21 protein-coding genes and 2 pseudogenes are annotated in these 22,755 nt (G+C 67.0%); 13 read left to right on the plus strand and 10 right to left on the minus strand.

All coding sequences use genetic code 11. The annotated features are described in order from the left end of the window. Window positions 1-118: 118 nt before the first annotated feature. From BLV39_RS43410 to BLV39_RS38800, 3 genes are all read right to left on the minus strand, one after another. Window positions 119-262, minus strand: a complete 144-nt coding sequence (locus BLV39_RS43410) for a hypothetical protein (RefSeq protein WP_176985307.1) — start codon at window positions 260-262, stop codon at window positions 119-121. 291 nt (window positions 263-553) lie between these two features. Next, on the minus strand, window positions 554-1,228 hold the full coding sequence (locus BLV39_RS38795; RefSeq protein WP_090804135.1) for a 2'-5' RNA ligase family protein: 675 nt from the start codon (window positions 1,226-1,228) through the stop codon (window positions 554-556). 5 nt (window positions 1,229-1,233) lie between these two features. Continuing rightward, on the minus strand, window positions 1,234-2,661 hold the full coding sequence (locus tag BLV39_RS38800) for an NsdA family TPR-like regulatory protein (protein ID WP_483294850.1): 1,428 nt from the start codon (window positions 2,659-2,661) through the stop codon (window positions 1,234-1,236). Window positions 2,662-3,433: 772 nt separating this feature from the next. Here BLV39_RS38800 and BLV39_RS38805 point away from each other — a divergent pair. From BLV39_RS38805 to BLV39_RS38835, 8 genes and pseudogenes are all read left to right on the plus strand, one after another. Beyond that, the gene (locus BLV39_RS38805; RefSeq protein ID WP_090803730.1) at window positions 3,434-3,640 is read left to right on the plus strand and encodes a hypothetical protein; all 207 of its coding nucleotides are present in this window, start codon (window positions 3,434-3,436) and stop codon (window positions 3,638-3,640) included. Between the two features lie 1,013 nt (window positions 3,641-4,653). Then, window positions 4,654-4,941, plus strand: coding sequence for a winged helix-turn-helix domain-containing protein (locus tag BLV39_RS43415; RefSeq protein ID WP_176985308.1), 288 nt, complete (start codon window positions 4,654-4,656; stop codon window positions 4,939-4,941). A 235-nt stretch (window positions 4,942-5,176) separates the two neighbouring features. After that, window positions 5,177-5,311: an FxLD family lanthipeptide gene (locus BLV39_RS38815; protein ID WP_090803735.1), complete on the plus strand. Its 135-nt coding sequence runs from the start codon at window positions 5,177-5,179 to the stop codon at window positions 5,309-5,311. A gap of 87 nt (window positions 5,312-5,398) precedes the next feature. After that, the gene (locus tag BLV39_RS38820; protein ID WP_090803738.1) at window positions 5,399-8,440 is read left to right on the plus strand and encodes a lantibiotic dehydratase; all 3,042 of its coding nucleotides are present in this window, start codon (window positions 5,399-5,401) and stop codon (window positions 8,438-8,440) included. Then, window positions 8,437-9,699 carry a lanthionine synthetase C family protein gene (locus BLV39_RS38825; protein ID WP_090804137.1) on the plus strand — a complete coding sequence of 421 codons (1,263 nt, stop codon included), beginning with the start codon at window positions 8,437-8,439 and terminating at the stop codon, window positions 9,697-9,699. The genes BLV39_RS38820 and BLV39_RS38825 overlap by 4 nt, the downstream gene beginning before the upstream one ends. An 83-nt stretch (window positions 9,700-9,782) precedes the next feature. Next, window positions 9,783-10,448: pseudogene (locus tag BLV39_RS44585) on the plus strand (thiopeptide-type bacteriocin biosynthesis protein); the annotation flags it as partial. A gap of 141 nt (window positions 10,449-10,589) precedes the next feature. Beyond that, on the plus strand, window positions 10,590-11,825 hold the full coding sequence (gene fxlM, locus BLV39_RS44590) for a methyltransferase, FxLD system (RefSeq protein WP_239084058.1): 1,236 nt from the start codon (window positions 10,590-10,592) through the stop codon (window positions 11,823-11,825). 477 nt (window positions 11,826-12,302) lie between these two features. After that, a complete protein-coding gene (locus BLV39_RS38835) occupies window positions 12,303-12,863 on the plus strand; it encodes an NUDIX hydrolase (RefSeq protein WP_090804142.1) in 561 nt (186 codons plus the stop codon). Window positions 12,864-12,990: 127 nt separating this feature from the next. Here the strand turns inward: BLV39_RS38835 and BLV39_RS38840 are convergent. From BLV39_RS38840 to BLV39_RS43850, 3 genes and pseudogenes are all read right to left on the minus strand, one after another. Continuing rightward, window positions 12,991-13,623: pseudogene (locus tag BLV39_RS38840) on the minus strand (mycothiol-dependent nitroreductase Rv2466c family protein). After that, window positions 13,616-14,497: a 3'-5' exonuclease gene (locus BLV39_RS38845; protein WP_204082980.1), complete on the minus strand. Its 882-nt coding sequence runs from the start codon at window positions 14,495-14,497 to the stop codon at window positions 13,616-13,618. The pseudogene BLV39_RS38840 and the gene BLV39_RS38845 overlap by 8 nt, the downstream one beginning before the upstream one ends. Window positions 14,498-14,648: 151 nt before the next feature. Further along, window positions 14,649-14,855: a phosphoribosylaminoimidazolesuccinocarboxamide synthase gene (locus tag BLV39_RS43850; protein WP_204082981.1), complete on the minus strand. Its 207-nt coding sequence runs from the start codon at window positions 14,853-14,855 to the stop codon at window positions 14,649-14,651. Window positions 14,856-15,326: 471 nt separating this feature from the next. On the opposite strand from BLV39_RS43850, the gene BLV39_RS38855 reads away from it, so the two are divergent. The 3 genes from BLV39_RS38855 to BLV39_RS45225 all read left to right on the plus strand — a co-directional run bounded on the left by BLV39_RS38855 (window position 15,327) and on the right by BLV39_RS45225 (window position 17,293). Then, window positions 15,327-16,256, plus strand: a complete 930-nt coding sequence (locus BLV39_RS38855) for an inositol monophosphatase family protein (RefSeq protein WP_090803743.1) — start codon at window positions 15,327-15,329, stop codon at window positions 16,254-16,256. A gap of 230 nt (window positions 16,257-16,486) precedes the next feature. Beyond that, complete coding sequence (locus BLV39_RS38860) at window positions 16,487-17,014, plus strand: class I SAM-dependent methyltransferase (protein ID WP_090803746.1); 528 nt, start codon at window positions 16,487-16,489, stop codon at window positions 17,012-17,014. An 18-nt stretch (window positions 17,015-17,032) separates the two neighbouring features. After that, on the plus strand, window positions 17,033-17,293 hold the full coding sequence (locus tag BLV39_RS45225) for a class I SAM-dependent methyltransferase (protein WP_373315431.1): 261 nt from the start codon (window positions 17,033-17,035) through the stop codon (window positions 17,291-17,293). A 151-nt stretch (window positions 17,294-17,444) separates the two neighbouring features. Here BLV39_RS45225 and BLV39_RS38865 read toward each other — a convergent pair whose 3' ends face one another. Beyond that, entirely contained in the window at window positions 17,445-17,690 is a 246-nt protein-coding gene (locus tag BLV39_RS38865) for a hypothetical protein (protein ID WP_143050081.1), read from the minus strand. Window positions 17,691-17,756: 66 nt separating this feature from the next. Beyond that, window positions 17,757-18,128 carry a hypothetical protein gene (locus BLV39_RS38870; protein WP_090803752.1) on the minus strand — a complete coding sequence of 124 codons (372 nt, stop codon included), beginning with the start codon at window positions 18,126-18,128 and terminating at the stop codon, window positions 17,757-17,759. Between the two features lie 173 nt (window positions 18,129-18,301). On the opposite strand from BLV39_RS38870, the gene BLV39_RS38875 reads away from it, so the two are divergent. Continuing rightward, window positions 18,302-19,282, plus strand: a complete 981-nt coding sequence (locus BLV39_RS38875; protein WP_090803755.1) for an ATP-dependent DNA ligase — start codon at window positions 18,302-18,304, stop codon at window positions 19,280-19,282. A gap of 162 nt (window positions 19,283-19,444) precedes the next feature. Here BLV39_RS38875 and BLV39_RS38880 read toward each other — a convergent pair whose 3' ends face one another. Continuing rightward, on the minus strand, window positions 19,445-19,849 hold the full coding sequence (locus BLV39_RS38880; protein WP_090803757.1) for a histone-like nucleoid-structuring protein Lsr2: 405 nt from the start codon (window positions 19,847-19,849) through the stop codon (window positions 19,445-19,447). Between the two features lie 284 nt (window positions 19,850-20,133). On the opposite strand from BLV39_RS38880, the gene BLV39_RS44925 reads away from it, so the two are divergent. Further along, window positions 20,134-20,265 carry a hypothetical protein gene (locus BLV39_RS44925; RefSeq protein WP_280515081.1) on the plus strand — a complete coding sequence of 44 codons (132 nt, stop codon included), beginning with the start codon at window positions 20,134-20,136 and terminating at the stop codon, window positions 20,263-20,265. A gap of 599 nt (window positions 20,266-20,864) precedes the next feature. On the opposite strand, the gene BLV39_RS38885 is transcribed toward BLV39_RS44925, so the two are convergent. Next, entirely contained in the window at window positions 20,865-22,706 is a 1,842-nt protein-coding gene (locus BLV39_RS38885) for an AfsR/SARP family transcriptional regulator (RefSeq protein WP_143050082.1), read from the minus strand. Window positions 22,707-22,755 lie beyond the last annotated feature (49 nt).

Genomic DNA, 22,755 nt, shown 5'->3' on the forward strand with positions numbered 1-22,755 from the left:
CTCACCGTGCGGCGACGCAACTTCCGCCGTAAGGTGCAAGAAGACCCCGCCCGGTTACCGAGGTGTCGCTAGCATCTCGGTGTCTGGTGCGGGGTCTCTTGCCTCTCAAGGAGCTACATCAGAGTGCGGCGCACTCCCGGCAGAGCGGCTTGCCGCCCGTGCCGCTGCGGCGGTTCTCCGGCTCGATGTTGTTCCCCGTGTTGCACCGTGTTTCGTTGTGGTGCACCGACGAGAGGATGGAGTGCCACGAAGCAGTCTTCACTTCGCCGCCCTCCTTTCTCTGCTCCCGGCCGAGACCGAGCGCCTCGGCCTGCGGCACCGCCTTGCGGCGGGGTCGATCTCGATGACCGACCTGAAGAGTGAAGCACAAAGGACAGACGGTCGGCTCGCCCAATGACTTGGGCAGAGAGCGCGATCAGTGGGCGCAAATGACCATGAAGGGGGACGACACACCCGACGGAATGTGGCGTTTGACACATGCCGCAGCTCCGATCATTCCCTCTTTCGGGTGGACTGTCGACTCCTCTGTCAACAAACCGACAGGTTAGCCACGCTAACGACTTAACGACCCACAGAGGTGGATAGCATCCACCGTGTCCCACACATACTCCCTGTCGTTGCGCCGCAACTCGATAAGTTCGACGGCTTCTACTTGTAAGGACACGGGTCGGAGTCGACGCAGCGGTCTTAGGCTGGCGACGATTTCTCCACTGGGAGCGTTGGCGCCGCTGTAGGCCACGGTGATGTGTGGCCGAAACTCGACGTCTTCCGGCACTCGAGACCAGACCGAGGCGATCGCGTCGCGTATGGCGGTGCGGAGTTGGGTCAGCTTGTCCCAAGGCCGTACCAAGAGCCCGATGCCCTCGGCATCCGGATCGACGGGCCCCAAGTTGATCTCAAAAGAAGGAAGTTGGGCGCAGCGGTCCCGTGCCGCCTCCACGATGTGCGTGATGTCTTCTCCGGACACCTCATCGGCGAATCCCAGGCCTTGCACGGTCAGGTGCAGTCCCGACAGCGGAACGAGGTCAAGGGCCTCCGTCGGTAGGCCTGACTGGATCTCGGCGACGAGCCGATGGAGATCCGGCTGGTTCTTGAACGTCAGGTGCCAGGTGTAGAACGTGCGCGCCGGTCGCCAGCCAGGACGCCAATACCAGTGGTTGGTTAACCGGTCCGCGCGCTGGTATGCCTCCCAGCGAGCGGAGAGGCTCTCCTCTTCGCGCGTGGTCACGCACGTCATGGTAAAGCGGTGCTGGCAACCAGCGCCCGCTGGCTGATGCGCCGATCGTTGAAGGCGTCGGCAACGGAACGTATGGCGGGGACGTCGCTCCAGCGCTGCGTCGAGCGCAGGAATTCGGCCGTGCGCTGGCTAACCGACTCGTACGGGTGCCCCTCGGTGAGGTTGAGCGCTTGCAGCACCTGTGCCGCACCCTCCTCAGGATCCGCTGGGTTCCGGCCGATGGCAGCCATGGCCTTGTCTAGCCGGGATAGAGCTCGGGGACCTTGTAAGCCGGCGGCGTCGAAGGCAGCAAGTGCGGTGTCCAGGTAGCCGTCGACCTTTCCGGGCCTTCCGATCGCGAGATATGCGGTCGCTGCGTTGGCCGCAACGCGCGGCGGACAGTAGGCCTCCAGCGACAGGCTCGGGCTGATGTGCGCCCGCGGAGGCATGGACGAGGTCAGGTCGAAGGCGCGGTTGACTGCTTCGTCGACACCGCGCTCATCGCCAATGCGGGCGAGCGCACGCGCTTCTCCGTTCACCGCTAGGCGTACCTGATGTGTCGGCGTCTGCGCCCGCCTCTGTCCATCCTGGGCATATGCGAGAGCGTCGTGATAGTTGCCGTTGTAGTAAGCGACGAGGCTTTGTACTGCGCGTGACCAAGCCTGAACGTCACCGATTGCCGATGCCTCAGCGATCTCAAATGATTCTCGTGCGTACGCCTCGGCAGATGGCCGTGCCCCCAAGTCGAGCGCCAGTGCGGCAAGGATCCCGGTGAGGTGAGTCGCTGCTACGTAGAGGCGTAGGCGCTGGTGGGGATGCTGACTTCCTTGCAAGAGTCCGACCACAAAGTCGTGCAACTGCCGCGCAACCGGCGTGACCAGGAAGGGACTTTCCCGCTCAACCTTGCCAATCAGCTCGCCGACCGAGAGCTCAATATGGGCAAGGAACGACTCGGATGTGTTGGAGCTCCGCGCGAGTCGGCTCCTCGCGTCAATATCAAAGGGACTCTCCATCATCGCCGTCTCCGTCGCGCCACCCGCGGCGACGGGCAGTGCTGGTGGGGGCAGCAGATCTCCGGCTACCGAGCCCGACTCATGGGTCGACCGAGAACCGGGCTGCTCGGGATCTGGAGGGTCGGAGTACGGAACTGCGAGCGCTTTGCGGCGTCGGTCCTCGAAGCCGAGCTCGGCATCTGTCGATGCCCCGAGGACGTGGCGGTAGGCGGCACGCCGCCACTCGCGTGGCCAAGTGACTCTTCCTTGTTCGATCTTGGCGATCGTGTTCTCGGTGATTGGCGTGTCGGGGTCCGGCTTTGTCGATAGCCACGTGTTGCAAACGTCTGCGAGTTCCTGGCGGCTCATAACTCGGCCGGGCATACGTTGGGACTGAATCCGCTCACGCGCCAGCCTGAATCTGTTGGGCCCCCGGGTGCCGTCGCCGGACATCAACCGCCGCCCTTCGCGCTAGCTGTCGTGTGGCGTTGAACCACAGCGTAACCCCGCGAATTTGCAGGTCGGAAGCCTCGATGATCTCCACTTTCGACGTTTATGCACGTCAAGGCCCATCGTGCCACCTAACATGCCTAGCTACTTGCCAGCGCTAAGGACGTTCTCTGCCGCCGGGGCCTACGCGATCGTGGAGCACTATGAGGCCCCGTTCACAGATTAGTGACCAAGGTCCCAGCGGGGATCGCAATCTGCTTCTTCAACACGCTTCAATCGATGGGTTGGCCTCCTATGGGAGGCGAGCTGCGGCTACCGTCCTGACTCTCTGGTCTGGCAGGTGGTCCGCCTTCACAACCCCATTCGGCCGTTCGCTGGCGAGGTCGCGCGCTGGCGACGCCAGTCCTGGGACCAACACGTTGATCCATCCCTGCGGCGTGCCCGCGGACGTTAGGCAAAGAAATAGAGGCCAGGCCCAGCTCTCGGACAACGAGGTCGATGAGATCTTCAGGTCGGGGACTCTTTGGTCGTGGGTCTTCGTCGCCGTGCTCTCGGTCTTGGCCGTAGTCCTCATCTCCTGGAGCGGGACTACAGGGTCTTCAGCCTCTAGGCCGTCCGAGTCGTTCGCCAACATGGCGATGGGAAGTCCATCGTGAGGCGCTGGACGAGCCCGCGTCTGCTGTCCGACTGCGACAGCAGAGCTCGGTGGGAGGTTCTATCTAACGGTGAGTTCTGGTACATCCGTGACGGCCAGGATGGCGGTAGGGGCGCGGTTTTGGAGTTCACCTCGAAGGAGTGGGTGGACCTCGTCGCCGCGGTCGAGGCGGGTAGGTGGCCCCCGTGGGTGACCGTGCTGCCTGACGGTGGTGCTGAGGTGCGGATGCCGGGCAACCCGTTTCCTGTGCTCATCTTCGACCTGGCGGAGGTGGAGGCGTTCGCTGGCAGTGTCCGCAGCCAGCAACGTGACCTTCTGCCCGCCTAAGCCAAGTGCCGTTCGTTCGTGCATTCGATCGATCCTGTCGCCGTGGCGGGTGCTGGATCGCCCCTCGAAGGACCTCAACAATATGAAGATCAACGAACGCGTGGCGCGGCTAGCGGGATCTCCGCGCCGACTAGTTCGACGCCCACGTCAACACCCGAACTGGACACTGGTGGCATCGACGCTGCGATTGGCGGTAGCCCCGGTGTTCCCCGGTCGTCGTAAGCGCGCTGGACTTTCGCCTGGCGGGCCGCGTAGTGCCGCGAAGCCTCGTGACCCGATCGGGATCGGCGGTGGTCACGAATCGTCCGCAATCGATTCGGCTACGAGACCGGGGCGGTGCATGGCGCGTCCTGCCGGCCGGCGTCGTGCGCGGGGAAGGCGTTTGCTGGGCCGGGTCCGTCGACTGCGGCTGCCCACGGACACGACCCGCGCAGACCCCGGTGACCTATCGGGTCCTGACGTGTCGCGGTTCTCGCGGGTCGTCGCGGTTTCGAACGCATCGGGACAGCCAGGGTCCGGCAGGCCGTGTCTTTCGGTGGTGGCAGGCAGGCACAGGGCACACGGTTCGGGCGAACCGCATGTGTATGGCAGCGAGTCGTTTTTGCTTCGGAAGCCTTCGGATCTTGGCACAGAGTGTCCCGCTCGGACTTTGACGGGCGGACGAGCAGCTCATCGGGCGGACCAGGTGTGGCTGTCTCTACTGATCGCAGGAATCCATGCCTGTTCAGGCCTATCCGGCTCGACGAAATGGAGTCAGACCGGACCTTAGCCAAGGACGAATAGTCGCGGTCCGAACGGTTTCGCTGCGCAGATCGATCCAGACCCGGCGGACCTTCGAGGCACAGGCTGGGTGGCCGGTGCGTATCCCCCGTGCGCGCCGGCCACCCCCAGCCCGACGGTCGCCGAGGCGCCCAGGACCCGAACTACCAGAACTATCACTGGCCGCCCGTGCGCAGATCCACGCACGTCAACCGCGATGGCCCAGGCTGCCGGCGCTGCGAAGGGAGGACATCATGAGCCCGCCCATGTACCAGGAGATTGTCGATGACATCCGGCAGCGGATCATCTCGGGCCAGTTGGCTCCCGGGGCAGCGCTGCCGTCGTGCCGTGAACTATGTCAGAGCTGGGGCGTGAGCCGGCAAACTGTTGGGTCCGCGATGATCGTGCTGCGTACCCAGGGCCTGATCGTTGGCGCACAGGGCAGGGCCGTCTACGTCACCGCGGACCACCAGAAGATAAGCGCCCTCAGAAGCAGCGCCGAGCTTGCCAAAGGTACCGCGCTGCCAGCCGCTCACCCGTGAGGGCGTGGAGATGCCCGCGGCGCTCGAACGATCGGCCAGAGAGGGGCGCGAGCCCGCCAGCGTCACGCGAGCTCATCGAGGCGTCCGCGCTAGCCCAGCATCGTAGGGCCCGGGCGCGGTCCACCATTTCGCACTTGATCCGATCGTTTCACGTCTCGCCGATCCCAACTTTGTCGTCGTGCTGGTAGCCGCGGGGGCTACCCGCCCGTCATCTCGGATCCCTTGGAGGGAAAGCATGAATGACCACCTCGACGTCGATGGCGACCCGTTCGAGCTCGACGTGCAGATCGTCACAGAAGGTCCTGTCACTGCGGCGTTGCTGTCCAGCACGGACGACGGCTGCGACACCGTGAAGGGAAGCGACTGCTAGTCCGATGTACGTGCCGGTCCCGGTCAGCGACCCGAAATCTGACCGGACCGGCACCTCGGGGAACACAACGACGAGAGGGCGGCGCCGGTGAGAGGTGTCAAGTTCCGAAGGGTCGACGCTGCGACGATCCGCATCTGCGTTCACTCCTGGCCGGATGCCCCAACTACGTGGCCGGCCTACGGGGATGCCGCGGCGTTTCGTGGCTGGGTTCGAGAAGCTTGGGGCACCCCGGGGCTCGCCGAGGCCGTGTGGACCGCTAGCCCGCAGTTCGCTTCCCGTGTGGAGGCGATATGCGCGGGTGTGGCACAGGACGCGGATCGTATTTCGCCGGTCGCGCTTTCCTTGGCCCGCTATCTGGTGCGGGCTCAGCGCCGGGCGACACCCTTCGGACTGTTCGCCGGCGTAGCGGCGGTATGTTTCGACACGGCGGCCCCGGTCGCATCGTCGGGGGTGTTGGCAACGCAGGTGCGGCCGGATGCGGCCTGGCTCGCATCGGTGGTCAAACGGCTCGAGGCCGATCCGAATGTTCGCTCAGGCCTGCGCGTTCAGGCGAACAACCTGGCCGTTGTGCAAGGAACACGCGTCGTCGTACGACGCCGGCCGCACGCTTCACCGCCGGGGGAGGGGACCTGCTCGGTCAGGAACACGCGAGCCGTGCAACTAGCCGTCTCATCGGCCGCCACGCCGCTGTTGTGGGCGGAGTTGGTCGAAACGCTTGCCGCCGCCTTTGCCGAGTTCCCTCACCAGTCCGCCGAGACACTGGTCGCCGATCTTGTCGACCAGGGAGTATTGATTTCCGTCCTGCGGCCACCGTCGACCTGCACGGACCCGATCGGCCATATCCTCGACCACCTTGACCCGAATGAAGCTGACGACGGCGATGGTCAGCGGTGTGTCGCCGCCCGTCTGAGGTCGTTGGCCGCCCATGGTCACGCGCGCGTCGCGCACCCGGCAGAGCCGCGTGCGCTGGCAGAGCGGATGCGCGGCCTGGCGAACGTTGAGCAACCTCTCGCGATCGATCTTCGGCTTTCCGATCGCGTCACGCTTCCCGAACAGGTAGCCGCCGACGTCGTGGTGGCCACCGACGTACTGAGACGGTTGACGCCTGACCCGACGGGACGGCCGGAATGGTGCGTCTACCGTTCCCGGTTCGTCGATCGCTACGGGATGGCCGCTGTCATCCCACTCGCGGATGTCATCGATCCCGTCACTGGTTTGGGCTACCCGACGCACTTTCACACACCGGCAGACGGGGCAGATCCGTCCTTGTCCGGTCGCGACGAGCGACTGCTGGCTTTGGCGCAGCAGGCATCGATCGACGGCGCACGTGAGGTTGTGCTCGATGACGCCGCCATGGTCGCGCTGGCCGGCACCGACCACGACAGCTACCGCGTCAGCGCGCACGTTGACGTCTCGGCCGAAATACGTGCCGTCTCGTTGGACGCGCTCTCGGCCGGTCAGTACACAGTCGCGGTTACCGGTATGGGCCGCTCGGCGCTCGCGACCGCAGGGCGGTTCCTCGACCTGTTGCCCGAGGTCGACAGGGAAAAGATGTCCAGGGAGTTCGCCCTGCTGCCCGTGGCGGTCGAGGGGGCCATGCCGGCGCAGGTGAGCTTTCCTCCGCACAATCTGCGTTCGCAGAACGTCCTGCGCGCCAGGCAAGTCCTTCCGTGGCTGATCTCGCTCGCCGAGTGCCGACCGCCAGCGGTGGGTGCGATCGACCTCGACGATCTCGGGGTTGCGGCCGACCGCGATCGGCTCGTTCTGGTCTCTATGTCGCGCCGCCGGGTGGTCGAACCAACCGTTGCGCATGCCGGTGCGGTGCACACGATGCCGATGATCGCCCGGTTTCTGGTCGAGTTACCGCGAGCCACTGATGCGCGGCTCAAGCCGTTCGACTGGGGAGCGGCCTCATGTCTGCCGTTTCGGCCCGCACTGCGGTACGGCCGCGTCCTGCTGACCGCCGCGCGGTGGCGTATCGACCCGGCTGCCCTGCCCGACGTGAGCGCGGCAGAGGCCGAGTGGGCGGCTGCGTGGGATGCATTACGTCAGAGGCTCGACCTGCCTGCTTGGGTCCAGGTCGGTCACGGCGACCAGCGGCTTCGACTCAACCAGGATCACGCCGTGGACCGTGCGCTGCTGCGTGCCCACCTACACGCCAGCGCCGGACCTGTCACGGTGCTCGAGGCGGCTGGCCCGGACGATTTCGGCTGGCTGTCCGGCCGAGCCCACGAGATCGTGGTGCCGGTCGCATCCACCGTCGCGCCCGCCCACGCGCCGGCAGCAGTCACCGCACGATCGACGTGGCCGCCGCCCGCTGCGGCCAAGCCGGTCATTCCGGGATCCTGTGGCCTGGTGTCCGCGTCACTCACCTGTGCACCATCCATGATGGACACCATCTTGTCGCGATGGCTGCCGATGCTGCTTGCAGAATGGGATGAGCCGCCGCGATGGTGGTTCGTCCGCCTCCAACATCCTGTGCCGCATCTGCGGCTTCGCTTCCACACCGACGACTACGGCCACGCCGCGCACAGGCTCGGCCGGTGGGCCGCCCGGCTTCGACAGTCGGGCTTTGCCGGAGACCTCAGCCTGGACACCTACCATCCTGAGTCCGGGCGTTATGGCGACGAGCCCGCGCTGACGGCTGCCCACGACTTGTTCGCCGCCGACTCCAGCGCGGCTCTAGCACAGTTGAGCGTTGTGGCCCACCGTCGGAGTAACGGGCAGGCGCTCACCGCCGCCAGCATGGTCGACCTGGCCGCCGCGATGCTCGGCAGCCGCGGTGACGGCTGGGAATGGCTGGTCGCCCGCCGCGACCGGCCAGGTCTGCCACCGATCGACCGCGCGGTGCTTCACGACGCCGTCACGCTCGACCGAGCCGGCGTCCCACCGCCGGTCCGCCGGGCCTGGCAGGAGCGGGCAGCGGCGGCGACCCGCTACGCAGCCGCACTGGCCGCTTCCGGCGGCGCTGTCACCTCGGACTCGGTGCTCGCGTCGCTGCTGCACCTGCACCACATCCGCGTCCACGGCCCCGACGAAACCGCCGAGGAGGCCACCTATCGAATTGCCCGCCACATCGCGTTGGCAGCGGTGCGCCCTCGCCGCAGCGCCGCGGGGGCCTCCCGATGAGGATTCCGCCGCTCGATCCTCCGCTGGAGCAGGCGGTCGACTCCACGGCCGTACGCATCGCCGACATGCTTGCCCACCCGCCGCCACCGGACTTCGCGCCGGATGACTACGGGCCGCGCAGCAGACGCTGGCACGCCCAATCGCTATCCAAAGGAGCCGCCGGGGTAGCGATCCTGCACGGCGTACGCGCACAGACCGGCCACGGAGAATGGGAACCGGTCCACGAGTGGCTGCGGCGCGCGACCGCCGACCCGCTGAATAACGCCGGCGGGGCCGGTCTGTGGTTCGGTGTGCCCGCCGTCGCCCATGCGCTGACGACCGCTACACCGCACGCCCACCCCCGAAACCTCGGCCTTCTTGATCGCGCCGTCGCCGACCTGGTCCGCCGCCAGCTGGATGCCGCGGCGGCACGTTTCCAGGAAAGGGCGCGGCCCTCGTTGGGGGAGTTCGACCTCGTACGCGGGCTGACCGGGCTGGGCAGCCACCTGCTGCGCCGCAACCCCGACGGACTCCTGCTCCGCCGGGTGCTGGCATACCTCGTGAGGCTCACCGAACCAGTCGCCGCCCACGACGAAGCCGGCCCGACCGCGCCGGGCTGGTGGGCCGCCGACCCGCTCGTCCGCGGAACCGTTGTGCCAGGCGGGCACGCCAACCTCGGGATGGCGCACGGCATCGCCGGCCCGCTGGCGTTGCTGGCCCTCGCCGCTCGCCAGAACATCACGGTGCCCGGCCACGCCGACGCGATCGGCCGCATCTGCACCTGGCTGGACACCTGGCGGCAGAACGGTCCGACCGGACCATGGTGGCCGGAGCGACTCACCGCCGCCGAATTCCACGCAGGCCAACCCACCGCGACAGAACCGAACCGACCCTCCTGGTGCTACGGCACCCCCGGCTTGGCCCGCGCACAGCAGCTCGCCGCGATCGCCCTCGCCGACCCCGGCCGGCGGCAGTCGGCAGAGGACGCCCTCGCTCGGTGCCTGGCCGACCCCGCCCAACTCGGCCGGATCATCGACCCGTCGCTGTGCCACGGCTGGGCCGGGCTCGCCGCCACCACCTGGTACGCCGCCGCCGACGCCCGCTCCACCAGCCTGGCCACCGCCCTACCTCCGATCGTGCGGCAGCTGATCCAGCACGCCGACAGCACAGCCCCGGCGCGATCCGGCCTCATCGAAGGGCACGCCGGAGCCGCCATCACGCTGCACACCATCGCCACGCGCACCGACATCCGCTGGGCCAGCAGCGTACTGATCAACTAGACGAGGAGACCGTCATAAACCTCGACCACGAACCCGACATCGAGCAGCCACCCGATCCCGCGCCGACCAGCCGATGGCGTCAGATCAACCTCAGCTTCGCCGACTGGCAGACCGCCGAGCAGTACGCGGCAACACGACTGGCCCCGACCCTGTCGACCGCCGAAGACACCGGCACGGTCACCGCGTACTGGTTCATCCGCAAGAACGAAACGTGGCGGCTGCGGCTACTGCCCGGCCCCCAGCTCGGCGACCTCTACACCGTCCTGGCCACGATCACCGACGACGAACGCATCCACCACATCGCTGAACCCCTCTACCGGCCCGAGACACACGCCTTCGGCGGCGCCCAGGCCATGACACTCGCGCACAACCTCTTCCACGCCGATAGCCGCCACCTCCTCCATCACCTCGCCACCGCTGGCGGCACCCACCGACGCGAACTCGGCATCCTGCTCGCCACCCGCCTCATGCGCGCCGCCGGGCTCGACTTCTACGAGCAGGGCGACGTCTGGCACCTCGTCGCCATCCACCGGCGCGAGCCGGCGGCACCCCAGCCGAACGCTCGGCTCATCGCCGCAGTCCAGCGACTGATCACCGCTACCGACGACGCACTCCACAGCCCGCTGAAGGCCAACCCGGACTGGCCGAACGCTCACCAGCATGCGGGCCAGGACCTGGCCGTCCTCGACCGTCACAGCGCACTGACCCGCGACCTGCGCGCTGTCCTCACCCACCACACCCTGTTTCTGTTCAACCGACTCGGCATCAGCGCGGCCGCCGCTGGCCTGCTTGCGGCAGCCGCCGCAACCGTCACCTACCAGCAACCTCACCCCGCATCCGACCGCCGCGCCCGCCATGACCCGACGAACACCGACAGTAGGGTAGAAGAAATGAAAACGGCCAAAACAACATCCGAAGCGGCTACGCCGACCGAGCTCCGCGAACGCCTGGTCACGACCCTCAAAACGGCCGGCCACCTGCGCACGGCCGGCGTCGAAGACGCATTCCTTAGCGTGCCTCGGGAGCATTTCCTCCCGGGCGTCGACCTTGAAACCGTCTACACCCGGCGCCAGATCGTGACCAAGCGCGACGACAACGGCGCCGCCCTGTCATCGGCGTCGAGCCCCAGCCTCGTCGCGGACATGCTCGAACAACTCGACCCACGCCCCGGCGACCGCGTCCTGGAGATCGGCGCGGCCACCGGCATCAACGCCGCCCTCCTCGCCAGGCTGACCGGCCCGAGCGGCACGGTCGTCACCATCGAACTCGACCAGGACCTCGCCGACGGTGCCGCTGCCGGCCTCGCCCGCGCCGGCTACACCACCGTCAAGGTGCTCTGCGCGGACGGCGCCCTGGGCCACCCCGACGCCGCACCCTACGACCGGATCATCGTCACCGCTGGTGCCTGGGATATCAGCGCAGCATGGTGGGACCAACTCGCTCCCGACGGCCGGATCGTCGTACCCCTGCGCTTGCACGAAAGCGGCCTCACCCGGTGCATCGCGTTGGACCGCAGCAGCCCTCACCACCTGGTCAGCGGCACCCCGCCGCTGGTCTGCGGATTCGTCCCCATGCGCGGCACCACCGAGCACGCCGACCAGCACGTCCGTCTCGACACCGACGTGGTCCTCAAACTCGACGCTGCCGACCAACCCGACCGCGAGGCCCTCAGCCGGGCGCTCACGCACCCGCGGCAGGAACGGTGGACCGGCATCACAGTGACCGACACCGACTCCATCCACCACCTCGACCTGTGGCTGCTCGTCCACACCGACACAGCATTCGGTCGCCTCGGCGTCGGTGACACGGCACGCACCAGCGGCCTGGTCACCCCTGCCTACCGGTGGGCCGGTGCCGCCCTCTATGAGGGTGGCACCATCGCCTACCTCGCCTTCAGCAACGCTGAGAGCGATCAGCACGAAATCGGTGTCATCGCCCACGGACCCGACGCCGAGCGTCTCACCGCCCATCTGGCCGACCTGCTCGAACGCTGGGACAGGCAAGACCGGCCGGACCAGCCAACCATCGCCGCCCGCCGCAGCGGCACGACGGAAGACCAACCCGCCGCCAGCGTCCGACAACGGCGCATCAGCCGACCCGACGCCACCCTCACCGTCGCGTTCTGAACGCGGCGCGGCGCCAGACAAACCAGATTGAGGTGAGTCACGGCGTCGAGGTCGCCGGCGACGCCGTTGAGTACGAATCGCACGACGTCGATCCTCTGCGGTAATCGGAGGCGCGCCCCGGTCGACTACCCGGTGCGCGTTCCGAGCTCAGTCGAGGCAGCTGTCCGTGCCGCACTGAGCTGACAACCACCGTCACCGTCACCGTCAACTGGGACTTCATATCGCAGCGGGAAGTCGGTGAATTGAACCGACGATGGCTCCGCCACGCCCGGTCGGTCCTATGGGGTCTGCTCACGCTCTCGGGTGATCCAGCAGGATGCGGTCGTGGGCGCGCGCGTTTTCGCCCTGCCCGCCTTGGAGCGTGCGAGGCTGCTCGCCCGCGGGACGGTCGTCCAGGCTTCTCGGAGAGGTCTTGTCCTCCGCTTCCCATCTCAGTGCCCGGCGAGCCGGGCTTGCCGATTGTCTTGGAGGCATCTCGTGTCGATCGCTGACTCGAAGATTGCGGGTGCTGTTGCCGGCTACCTCGACCGGTATCCGGATGAGACGGCTTTGCTGGCTGAGGCGATTCAACTCCTCGGGCGAGGTAGGCATTTTGCCTCTCGCCGCAGTTTTCCGATGCATGTGACGGTTGGTGCTCTGCTGATGCGTGGTAGCGCAGAGGTTTTGCTGGTCGGGCACCGGGCGTACGGAATCCCGTTGCAGCCCGGCGGCCATCTTGAACCGATCGACACCACTTTGGTGGGCGCGGCGGTGCGCGAGCTCGTCGAGGAGACGGGCGTTGATCGAGATGCGGTCGTTTCCATGTCTGAGGTACCCGTGTATATCGAGTTCGGCGCGGTCCCGGCGCGTTCGCAGAAGGACGAGCCGGAGCATTATCACCTCGACCTCGGGTATGCCTTTTCGACGGTGGCGGGGGACGTGGGATCCGTGCAGGAGTCGGAGGTGACGAGTGCGGCGTGGTACCCGTTGGACGAGGCCGAGCGTCTGGTGGGACGCCGTATTGCGCGGGTGCTTGATGCCTCGGTTCGGATAGGCTGACCTCAAGTCCAGGCCAGTACTGGCCGGCCTGGACGGGTGTCTGAAAGCCAAAGTGAGAGTGCGGGTGTGCCAGGCAGATTGTTGGGCACCGGCGCCCCGCCCGTAAGCTCTCCCTGATCGGCTCTGGTCAATCGAAGGACGGCTTGGCGGTCCGGGTGCGCTTAAGCTCGAAGAACCCGTCCGTGCCTGCGACCTGGGCTAGGCCGTCCCACAGCCGGCCCGCGGCCCCGCCACGGGGCGTTGGTGTGACGACCGTGCCGAATAGGACCGTGCCAGCGATGCGGAGGACGGGCGTCCCCACGTCGAGGTCGACTTCGTCGAATGCCTCGTGATGTGACTGCTTGATCTAATCGTCGAGCCGTGTACTGGAGGCTGCTCCCGCCAGTGACTCGGGTAGGCCGATCTCCGCGAGGGCCTCGGGGAGAACGGTGGGATCGTCACGGCGGCGTTGGTTGTGCGGCTAGGTGCCGATGGCGGTGTAGAGGGGGCCGAGAACCTCGTGGCCGGCGTGCTCGGTGGCTGCCGCGCCGACCCTTACCGGCGGCCATGCCCTCTCCATCAGCGCCCGGTACTGCTCGCCGAGTCCCTTGCCCTCGCGTTGGTCGAGGTTGAGGTAGGCGAGGGACATAAGTCGCCAGTCAGCGCGCACGTCTTTGACCTGTTCGACTTCCAGAAGCCAGCGTGAAGTGATCCACGCCCATGGGCAGAGAGGGTCGAACCAGGACGGGACCACCTCACGGGCGCTCTCTACGTCACTCATCCTGGCGTGCACCGTCCTTCCAAGATGGCCTGGTGCCTTTCGTCGACGCTGTGGGCGGGAGTTCGAACAGCCCGACTTGACGCGGAAGATTGGCCTTCGCTCTACGACCGGCGATCTTCACGAGAGAGGCGAGGTTCCCGATGCTGCCGCCATCGTCCGCCAGGTTGATGAGCCGGCGGAACACCTGTGCGGTGACGTCGACGTCGGCGGTGGCCCTGTGACGGTCTGCCGGCTGCGCGATGCTGAAATGCGCCAGCAGCGTGTCAAGCCGGTAGTTGGTCAGGCCCGGCACGCAGTACTTCGCGAGTGGTATCGTGTCGAGGAAGTCGATGCGGGCCAACGTTGGGCAGTGTTCTTGCTGGTTGTGGATGAGGTTGGCCTCGGTGGCCGCGTGTTGGGCCACCAGCAGATACGGCGTGCCGTCTGCGAAACGCCGGTCCACCGCGCCCAGCGCGAGGGATGGAGTGGGCGCGGCGCTCAGCTGCGCGGCAGTCAGCCCAGTCTGCGCGGTGTCAGCCGGTGTCACCGGCGCGAAAGCAGGAGGCCGGATTAGCGACGTGCTTCGGCCGGTCTCCCGCCAGCCGCCGTCCCCGTAGCGCAATGCGAGAACGGCTATCTCGATCGGCTGAGACGGATAGCCTGTCGGCGTCGTCGCTTCGAAGTCGATGACTACGTAGGTCGTCGACCGGAAGGCGGGGTCCGCGGTCAGGCTCCCCAATGCGTTTGCCTCCATTACTGGTTCAGGCACGAGGTCAACGACCGCGCCGCCGGTCAGGTGATCCTCCTCCGACAGCTTTAGCCGTACGGACCCCATCATTGGCCGATCAGTCGGGTGACGGTGCGTGTGGCATCTTCCAGACTCGGCGCGTTCCACCGCCGCTCTCCCGTCCATGCCTGGCTTAGCGAGCGGTACAGGTCCGGCATCACCGGTACGAATTCCGCGGGTAGCGGCGCCGGTTGGGGCCACCGTTGCCTGGGCACGCCGTCGGCGATCAGATGGGCGGTCGGGACCTCGAGTCCATTGTTTACGTACCAGTTCCGCAGGACTGCTTGCCGCAGTGCGCGCCGTTGAACAACAGGCGGCACTCGTCGGGAGTACCGGGGCTGTCTGCCAACACCAGGCGATGGTCACTGGAGAGCAGAAACTCTGCTTTGCCGTCGCTGAGGCTCAGTCCCACCGTGGCGGCGTGGCGTTTTAGTACCTCGTTCACCGCGATCGCGGTGTCCCGCATCGACTAGCCAGCACACCAGGGGGAGTCCGAGCCCATCCGAGGGGACGGCATCTTGCGGCGGGACGGAGTAATGACGACCAGACGAACCTCCAGGATCCTCCGACCGAGGATCGGCGGCTGGGCCTTTTATCGCGAGGGTTGCGAATGGACTGTAATTTCTCAGACACGTGACAGATCATCCATCCGTCTCAGCCGAGAACAACTCGTGGAGCTGACCTTCGCTACTCTCGGTGGTTCTTGGCCGCCATACGTTTACTGGTCACCGGATCGGTCGTGGGCAGCCGTTCATTCTGCCGACGGGCACGGTGCTCTGGTGTGACCAAGCCCAGATGAACATCGTCCGCACACAGATCATCGACCATGTCCGCAGCACGCTCGTTCGGGCACATGAACGTGAACGGCGATGGGTGGTCCGCCACAGGTTACGCACGATCACCCGTCGCACCTTCTACCGAGAGACGTGGAGAGATCATGGGCTTAGCACCGACTCCTGCCGGCCTCGGCGATGACCTGGCCGATGTCGTCCGCATCGCCATGGATGAAGCTCGCCCTAAGCTGATCGAAGCGGCGTTTTCCGGCGATCCCGGAGAGAACGACAATGAGCGTCATGCCGACAACTTCCTGAGCGTCCACGACCTCTGGATGCATGACCGCTATCGTGAGCTGCTCGCCGACCGGCTGGGATCCTTCGTCTACGCATCTGAGGAAGCGGAGCCACAAGTCGTCGGCACCGAATCCGAGCCCGACCTGTGCATCCTGGTCGATCCGCTCGATACCAGCGAGCTCGCCGTACGTGCCCTCAACGGCTACACCCACGTCATGGCCTACTCGCGATCACTCGCGCGTCCCATCGCAGCAGTCGTCGGCGACATCTACCACCACGTCCAGCTCTACGTCGCCGCCCAGGACGAAGACGGGATCGACCGCGCATACGCGATGACGAGAGACAACGTCAGACGCCCCCTCGGGCCCCGCGCACCCCGCAAGCTCTCCGAGTCGATCGTCACTAATTTTCTGATGCGGCCCAACGAGCGGTTCCTTCCGCTGAGCAGGCAGACAGGCTTGATCGAAGCGCTCGAAGAGCCGGCACCAGACGGCAGACGTCGAGGACGTATCGGACTGGACTTCGGCTCGGTGAGCCTGTTTCACGTTGCCGCCGGCTTCACCGAAGCGGTGATCGAATTCGCTAAAGGATTCGCCATCTGGGACCTCGCGCCAGGCCACTACATCCTGACCGCTGCCGGAGGCGTCGTGGTCGACCTTGAGGGTCACGACGTTCCACTCGACTACAGGCTCAAGTCCAAGTCCGATATCGCGGAGGCGATGGAACCACGCCAGCCCTTCGTCGCAACCGGAAGCCGGCAGCTGGCCGACGAGATCGTACAGGCCCTGACCCGCTAGTTTCCGCACACTCGCCGCGCCGCTCACCTCCCCAGGCGTTCGGCGACGACGTGGGAGCCGAAACGCCCGGCCGTCCCGCGACGCCGCCGCTGACCCGCTCATAGCGTGTGGACCTTCCCCGTCTCTACAGTGATGAACTCAACCGGTGCGTGAAGGTTGCCGGTCATTTTGTTTGCTCGCCTTGGTCGAGGTTGCTACGCCGAGACTTCCGACGGTTCGGGATCTTGTTGATGAGGCCGGACGGTCACCGGGCCAATCGTGGTCAGGTCCTCGACAAGAACCTGACGCACCACCCGATCACCGCCATCGCACGCACCCGCTACGGCGTTCGCATTCCCGTCACGACCGCCGACCTCATCCAGCGTTACCTCTACATGTTCGGCACCTGGGAACCGAATCCGACCGCCTGGATTTGCCGCCAGCTGCGACCGGGCGACCCGTTCATCGACGTCGGCGCCCACATCCGACACTTCTCCCTCCTGGCCGCAACACTGGTCGGCCCGTCCGGCTGTGTAGTCGCGATCGAAGCATCGCCCCGATTCGCGGCCACCCTCGCGCAGACCGCGACGGCCAACGGCTACACCAACGTGCGCGTCGTCGCCAGTGCGGTCTCCGCCACCGCACGCGAGCTGAACCTCTACATCAAGACAAGAACAACCTCGGCGGCAGGACCAGCGTGCGCCCCCCGACGCGACCGCTACCCGCTTTCCGCGCACCGGCAGCATCTCTGCCCGCTCTGCTCAGCGACACGGAGCTAGAACGCTCGCATCATCAAAATCGACGTCGAGGGCTCCGAGGCCGACGTCATGGACGGACTCGAGCCTCATCTCCACCGACTTCGACCAGACGCCGAAATCGCCATCGAGATATCACCCAAACGGCTCGCCCGGCAAGGCCGCACCCCCGACGACGTGACCGCAGCCCTTCACACCGCCGGTTTCGACCGTTACCGGATCGAGAACAGCTACGCCGCCCGCAGGTACGCCCAACGGCGCGTCTGTCCACCACACCCGTGGCCCCACCGATCACGCAGATGAGCGACTTCGTGTTCTCCCGCCAGCAGTATCCAGCTACGGCCGTCCCGGCTTCGTTTGGGTCCAGATGACCACCGTCGCCAAGATGGCGACAAACACCACGAGCAAGCACGGACACAAGAGCAGCCACGCCAGACCCTCCACACCGCGCAGCCTAGGTGGTCCGCCGCGGTCGACTGTTGGGGATCCATAGGTAGCGCCACGGCGGACCCGCCCCGGCGATCGGTTCCAGGGCGTAGACGCCGTCGACGTCCGCGTCGAGGAGCTCGCTGCCGTACTCGACCCACATCCAGCTCTGATCAAGGTAGGCGGGCGGGACGCCGTCGTCGTCGAGGCGAACCCAGGCGTCACGGCTGTCGAGCGGCCCCTCGACGCACGGGATCTCGACGACATCGCTCACCACCCGATCATCTGCCGCAGACCGGTTCGCTCGACTACGTTCCGACGAACCCACACCGCCGGCCCGTCAGTGGCGCGGGCCGCCTCGCCGGTGAGCGATGATCTCCCGATGGGTGGCTTCCTGCGCGGCCGCAGTCTTCGGATCAGCGCCCGCCGCCACGTACAGGTCGACCAAACCCCGTTCCCAGGACCGGTCGTAGGCACGGGCTGTGCCCAGCAGCACGCCCAGTAGGACCGGCCGACGCGACGTCGGTACCTGTGCGGCGTCGAACAGGGCGTCTAGGGCGGCTATCTTCTCCTCAAGGGGCAGGTCCCGGTCTAGACCGACGGTGACCCGTTCGGCCGCCCCTGACACCGTCGCCAGGGCCATGCCCTCACGCTTGGGCAGTCGCCCGATGTTCACCACGCCCGCACCCTCCTCGCCCGGTAGCCGCCGCATACTCTAGAACATGCGTTCGACTGCCTGGCAAGTTCTGGCGAACTGCGGTCACCGCCGTTAGGGCAGGTCGACGATCAAGGCATGGCACCAGAGTATGGCGGGGCGGCCGACCGGTCCCGGTGACCGCACCTGGGCAGCGGGACCGGGCGAGTCTCCACTACCCGGTGGAGCCGATGACCGCTGCCACCACTCGAGAGCTGCCCGTCGCCGCGGCGTGGGCGTACGAACCGAAATGGGATGGATGGCGGTGCCTGGCGTGGATCCGTCCGGGCCGGGTGCAGCTGCAGACCCGCAGCGGCAAACCGATCGGTGTCCAGTTCCCCGACATCACCCGTGCCCTGCGGGCAACGCTGCCACCCGGGGTCGTCGTTGACGGAGAGCTCGTCGTTTGGGATGACGCGCGGGAACGCAGCAGCTTCTCCCTTCTGCAACGCCGCGCCGCAGCCGGCCGACACGTTCTGCAGCTGGCCCGCCAGCATCCCGCCCACTACGTCATCTTCGACGTCCTCGCTACCGCCGACGCGTCCTGGCTACCCGCGCCCCTGACCGAACGCCGTGCCCTGCTCGAGGACCTGCTCGCCGGCGCGCCGACGAGCCTTGTGTTGTGCCCACACACCACCGACCCTGCCGTCGCCCGCGAATGGCTCGACACCTGGACCACGACAGGGATCGAAGGGATCGTTGCCAAACGGGTCGACCAGCCCTACCGGGTCGGGCGGGGTGGATGGCAGAAGCTGCGCGCCCGCACGTCGGCCGAGGCGATCATCGGTGGGGTCACAGGGTGGATCACCGCACCGCGGACGATCCTGGTCGGCCAGTTCGACACCCGCGGCCGGCTGCGGTTCACGGGCAGGTCCACACCGCTGACCGAGACTCAACGCGCCGAGCTCGCGCCGCTGCTACACCGCCCCGTCGCGCAACGCCAGGGCCTACGGATGGAGCATCCGTGGCCGCAGCCGCTGCCGTCGTCGTGGACCGGGTCGTGGCAGACCCGCACAGCCCAGCGATACACACAGGTCGAACCCGACACGGTCGCCGAACTACTCGTCGACACCGCATTCGAACACGGCCGCTACCGCCACCCCGTCCAACACATCCGCGTCCGCCGCGACATCTCGGTCTACGACGTACCCATCCTGGGCATCGACGAGTGACCCGCAAAGTACGGCGTGGCTACGTGCCGCGGGACTGCACCATATCTGCGAGCTGAGGGTCACCGACCTGCGCGGATCCGCGACTATCACGGGCGAGAACGCCCCGCACCTCCAACGAGGTGCGGGGCGTTCGATGACCGGCCATGCGGGTGGCCGCTGTGGCTAGGGCCCGGGAGCCAGGAACGGTGATGCCAGGGCGGTGCGCGGCGCGCGACCGTCGTGCTGTTCGTAGGCGTCGCGGACCCTTTGTGGGACGGCGCCGCGGTCGCTGACTGGGTCGAGGCCGAGCTGGGGTCCGTACTTCTTGCCCCAGGCGCGGATCGCCTGAGTCTGCTTGCGCAGGCTTTCGCCTCGGGCAGAGATAACGGTGCGGGTGTGGCGCGCTCCGGATGCGGTCACCTTCGTGGCTGCCTCGACGAACGGTTCGAGCGCTTGGCGCAACTTGCTGGCGTTATCGTCCGAGAGGTCGATCTCGAAGGCGACGCCGTCGAGAGCGAACGTCACCGTCTGTGTTGCGGTGCTCCCGTCGATGTCGTCGACGAGCTTGACGATGGTCTCTTTGGCCATAGGAGCGGATTCCTCACTGAGATGAACGAGCGTTCGCGCCGCTCGTACGCTAGCTAATCTTTGATCACGTCCGCCGCCGCAGGCCCGCTGCCTCCAGCACAGGCGCTCGAAACAGAGGTCGTGCCGCGGCACCTGTAGCCACCGGGTCTACAAGGTCAACCGTTCTTGCGCTGTTGCTGGTGGCTGAGGGCGGAGAGAGCCGGTCGCGCAGCGACATCGTCCCTTCGGGTGCGAGGGAGGTGTGGGCAGGCCCGACCGGTCCGTTGAGGTGTGGTGCGGTTGGCGTGTTAACGGCGTTGGGGTCGCGCGGGCCGACGGCCACCGATGACAGCGCCGTCCAGGTCTCGGGCGGTGTCGTGGCACACCAGCAGGTCGTCGCGGTTGCCTGCGGCCAGGCCGACGACCAGGGACGCTGAGGTCGAGGTCTTCTGATCCGGCGGTGCGCTGCGCCAACCTCGCCAGCGGGCACTTCGTGGAAGCGGCGACCAGGCGCACCGGTGCCGGGCTCGCTGCGCTCTGGGTGTCCAGCGGGAAGATCCGGACGGGGTACGGGGTGAGGTTGACGATCGTTGCCATAGCGGTCCTCCGATCTGGTCGGCATGCCGTGGGCACGCGCAGATGACCGGTCCACTGTGTTGGACAACCAGCTGCCATGGTTGGCTTGGTACGGAGTGGCAGATGCTCCCTCGGGGAGTGACCTGCTGGCACGTTGAGCCAGACCGGCGATAACGCGGGTGGGCGCCAGGCCCGGTCGCGCTGACCTGGTCGTCGAGGCCGACGCCGCAGTGATCCCTCGGCCTGCCACGGCCGAGGAGCGGGAGCGCCTGCTCCTGCCTGGTTGCTGGCCCGTGCTCCACAATGCCCGCGACCCTCGTCGAGTCGACGGCCATGCCGCCGGCTCGGCGCCGGCGGCATGGCGTCCGGCTTGGACCAGGCTCGGTCTGGCCACTCACTGGGCGCCGTACGGCTTGCTCACCGCTGCACGCACGACACGGGATCGCTGTTTGCGGCGTGGTTACGTGCGGGAGCGGAGTTGTATGCACGCTTCGTGGAGCCGATGTTGCAGGTGTTGGTTGACGGGGTCGATTTCGGTTGCGTGGCGCAGGAGGTCGATGGCTTGCGTTGGTGTGGAGGTCTCGCTCAGTGCGGTGCATGCGTCGATGACGTGGCGGTGGATGGTCTCGCGGGGTTGTGTTAGCCAAGGCCATTGTCGGCCCGCGGCAAGTTCGCCACGGTATGTATCGATAACTGCTCGCAGGGCGGCGGTTCGGGCTTCGCTCTCGGGGGCGTTTACGGCTCTCTGGTGTGCACTGGTGAGGAGCCACAGGTCGACGTCGACGATGTCGGCGTTCAGCCGGTAGTTGTCTGCGTCGCGTTCGATGATTGTCGCGCCGTTGTCGGTGGGGACGGCTTTGCGGAGCTCGTTGATGGTGGTGTAGAGACGCCCGGCGATGGTTGTCGGGTGTAGGTGTGGCCAGATCGCGGTGATGAGCTGGCGGGATGTCGCGCCAGCGGGGTGGATCGCGAGGTAGGCGAGGATCTGCCATCCGGCTGACCGTCTGATGTGGATTGGTGCGTCCTGTTTCTCTAGGGCGAGTGTGCCGAGGAGACACAGGCGCAAGGAAGCCGATCGGTGGCCTGCCGTGGTGCTGAGGGGTGCGGGGACAGGGGATCCACCGGCTCCGTTGCGGGCTGTGGCGTACGTGTGTGGTTGGGGGAAGCCGTCGCTGTTGGCGGCGGCAAGGGTGAGTAGGTCGTTGGCGGCCGTGGGTGTTAGGACGCAGAGCCGATGCGGTGAGTGCCCGTCGCGGGTGTGGGTGGTCCCGTCGTCGTCGACGTGCCAAGCCGTCCGCGCTCGCTCGTTTCCGAGAATGATGGTGACAGCGGACCGGGTGTGGGGGAGCTCGGTGAGGCGGGCTGTGTCGTCGTTGTCGGTGATCTCGAGAATCGTGATGGACGGTCCGGTCCGATCGCCTTCCACGCGTTCGTCGACCTCTTCGGGGCCGGCGACCACGTCGATGCCGGGCATGTCGGTGGGGCGGTGGGCACCGAGCAGGGTGTCCAGTGTCGTCGCGGTGGTCAAGATGCGGGTCTGCCGGTCCAGGAGTGTCGAGATCAGGATGCCGCGTGCCGCGGCTGCTGCGCCGTCGCCGGTGAGGGTGAGCCCTCCCGCCGGTAGGTGCGCGACAGGCATCGGCGGTGGTAGAGGTCCAGTGGGGTCGTGGATGGTGGCGTCGTGGTCGCTGGGCTCAGTGTCGTCGGCGGCGAGGTGCGCGATGACAGCGGCGACGGTGGGGGAGGGTGCGGGCAGATCGGAGTCGCGGAGCCCGGCCGGTGCGGTGTGGGGGCGGTAGTCGCGGCGGCGGCGCCACCAGAGGGCGGCGGCAGCGGCGGTGATGGTCTCGGCGAGGGGGCGGGGTATCCAGCTCCCGTCGGCGAGGCCAAATCCCGCAGTGGTGCTGGCCGTGACGGGCTGCTGGCTCGGCTGGTGCTGATCGGCTCCGGGTCGGGTCGGCTCGTCGGCGCCGGTGGTGGCCGCCGCCGGCTGGTGGGTCGCGGCAGGGGCGGCGGTGCCGAGGGCGGCGGTCCCGGCGACGGCGAGCAAGGCGGTCTTGACGGGGTGCGGCAGTGGTAGGCGTCTCAGCCAGGCGGTAGGGCGTGGGGCGGCGAGGATGCTGACGACCGCGGCGGCCGCGAGGATGGCCCAGATTAGCGCGGCGGCGAAGACGGCGGCTACGGCTACCGATCTGGCGGTCAGGGGGTTGTCGGCCCACGAGCTGACCTGGTCGAGGGTGGGCCGGTGGTGTGGGACGACAGCGGCTGCTGCGGCGGCGACGGCGGGGCCGGTCAGGAGCATGGCGATCAGCAAAATCCAGCGACCCGCCGTGGGCCGGGTCGGCTGCGTT

It is taken from the genome of Asanoa ishikariensis (assembly GCF_900107455.1).
Taxonomy (GTDB): Bacteria; Actinomycetota; Actinomycetes; order Mycobacteriales; family Micromonosporaceae; genus Asanoa; species Asanoa ishikariensis.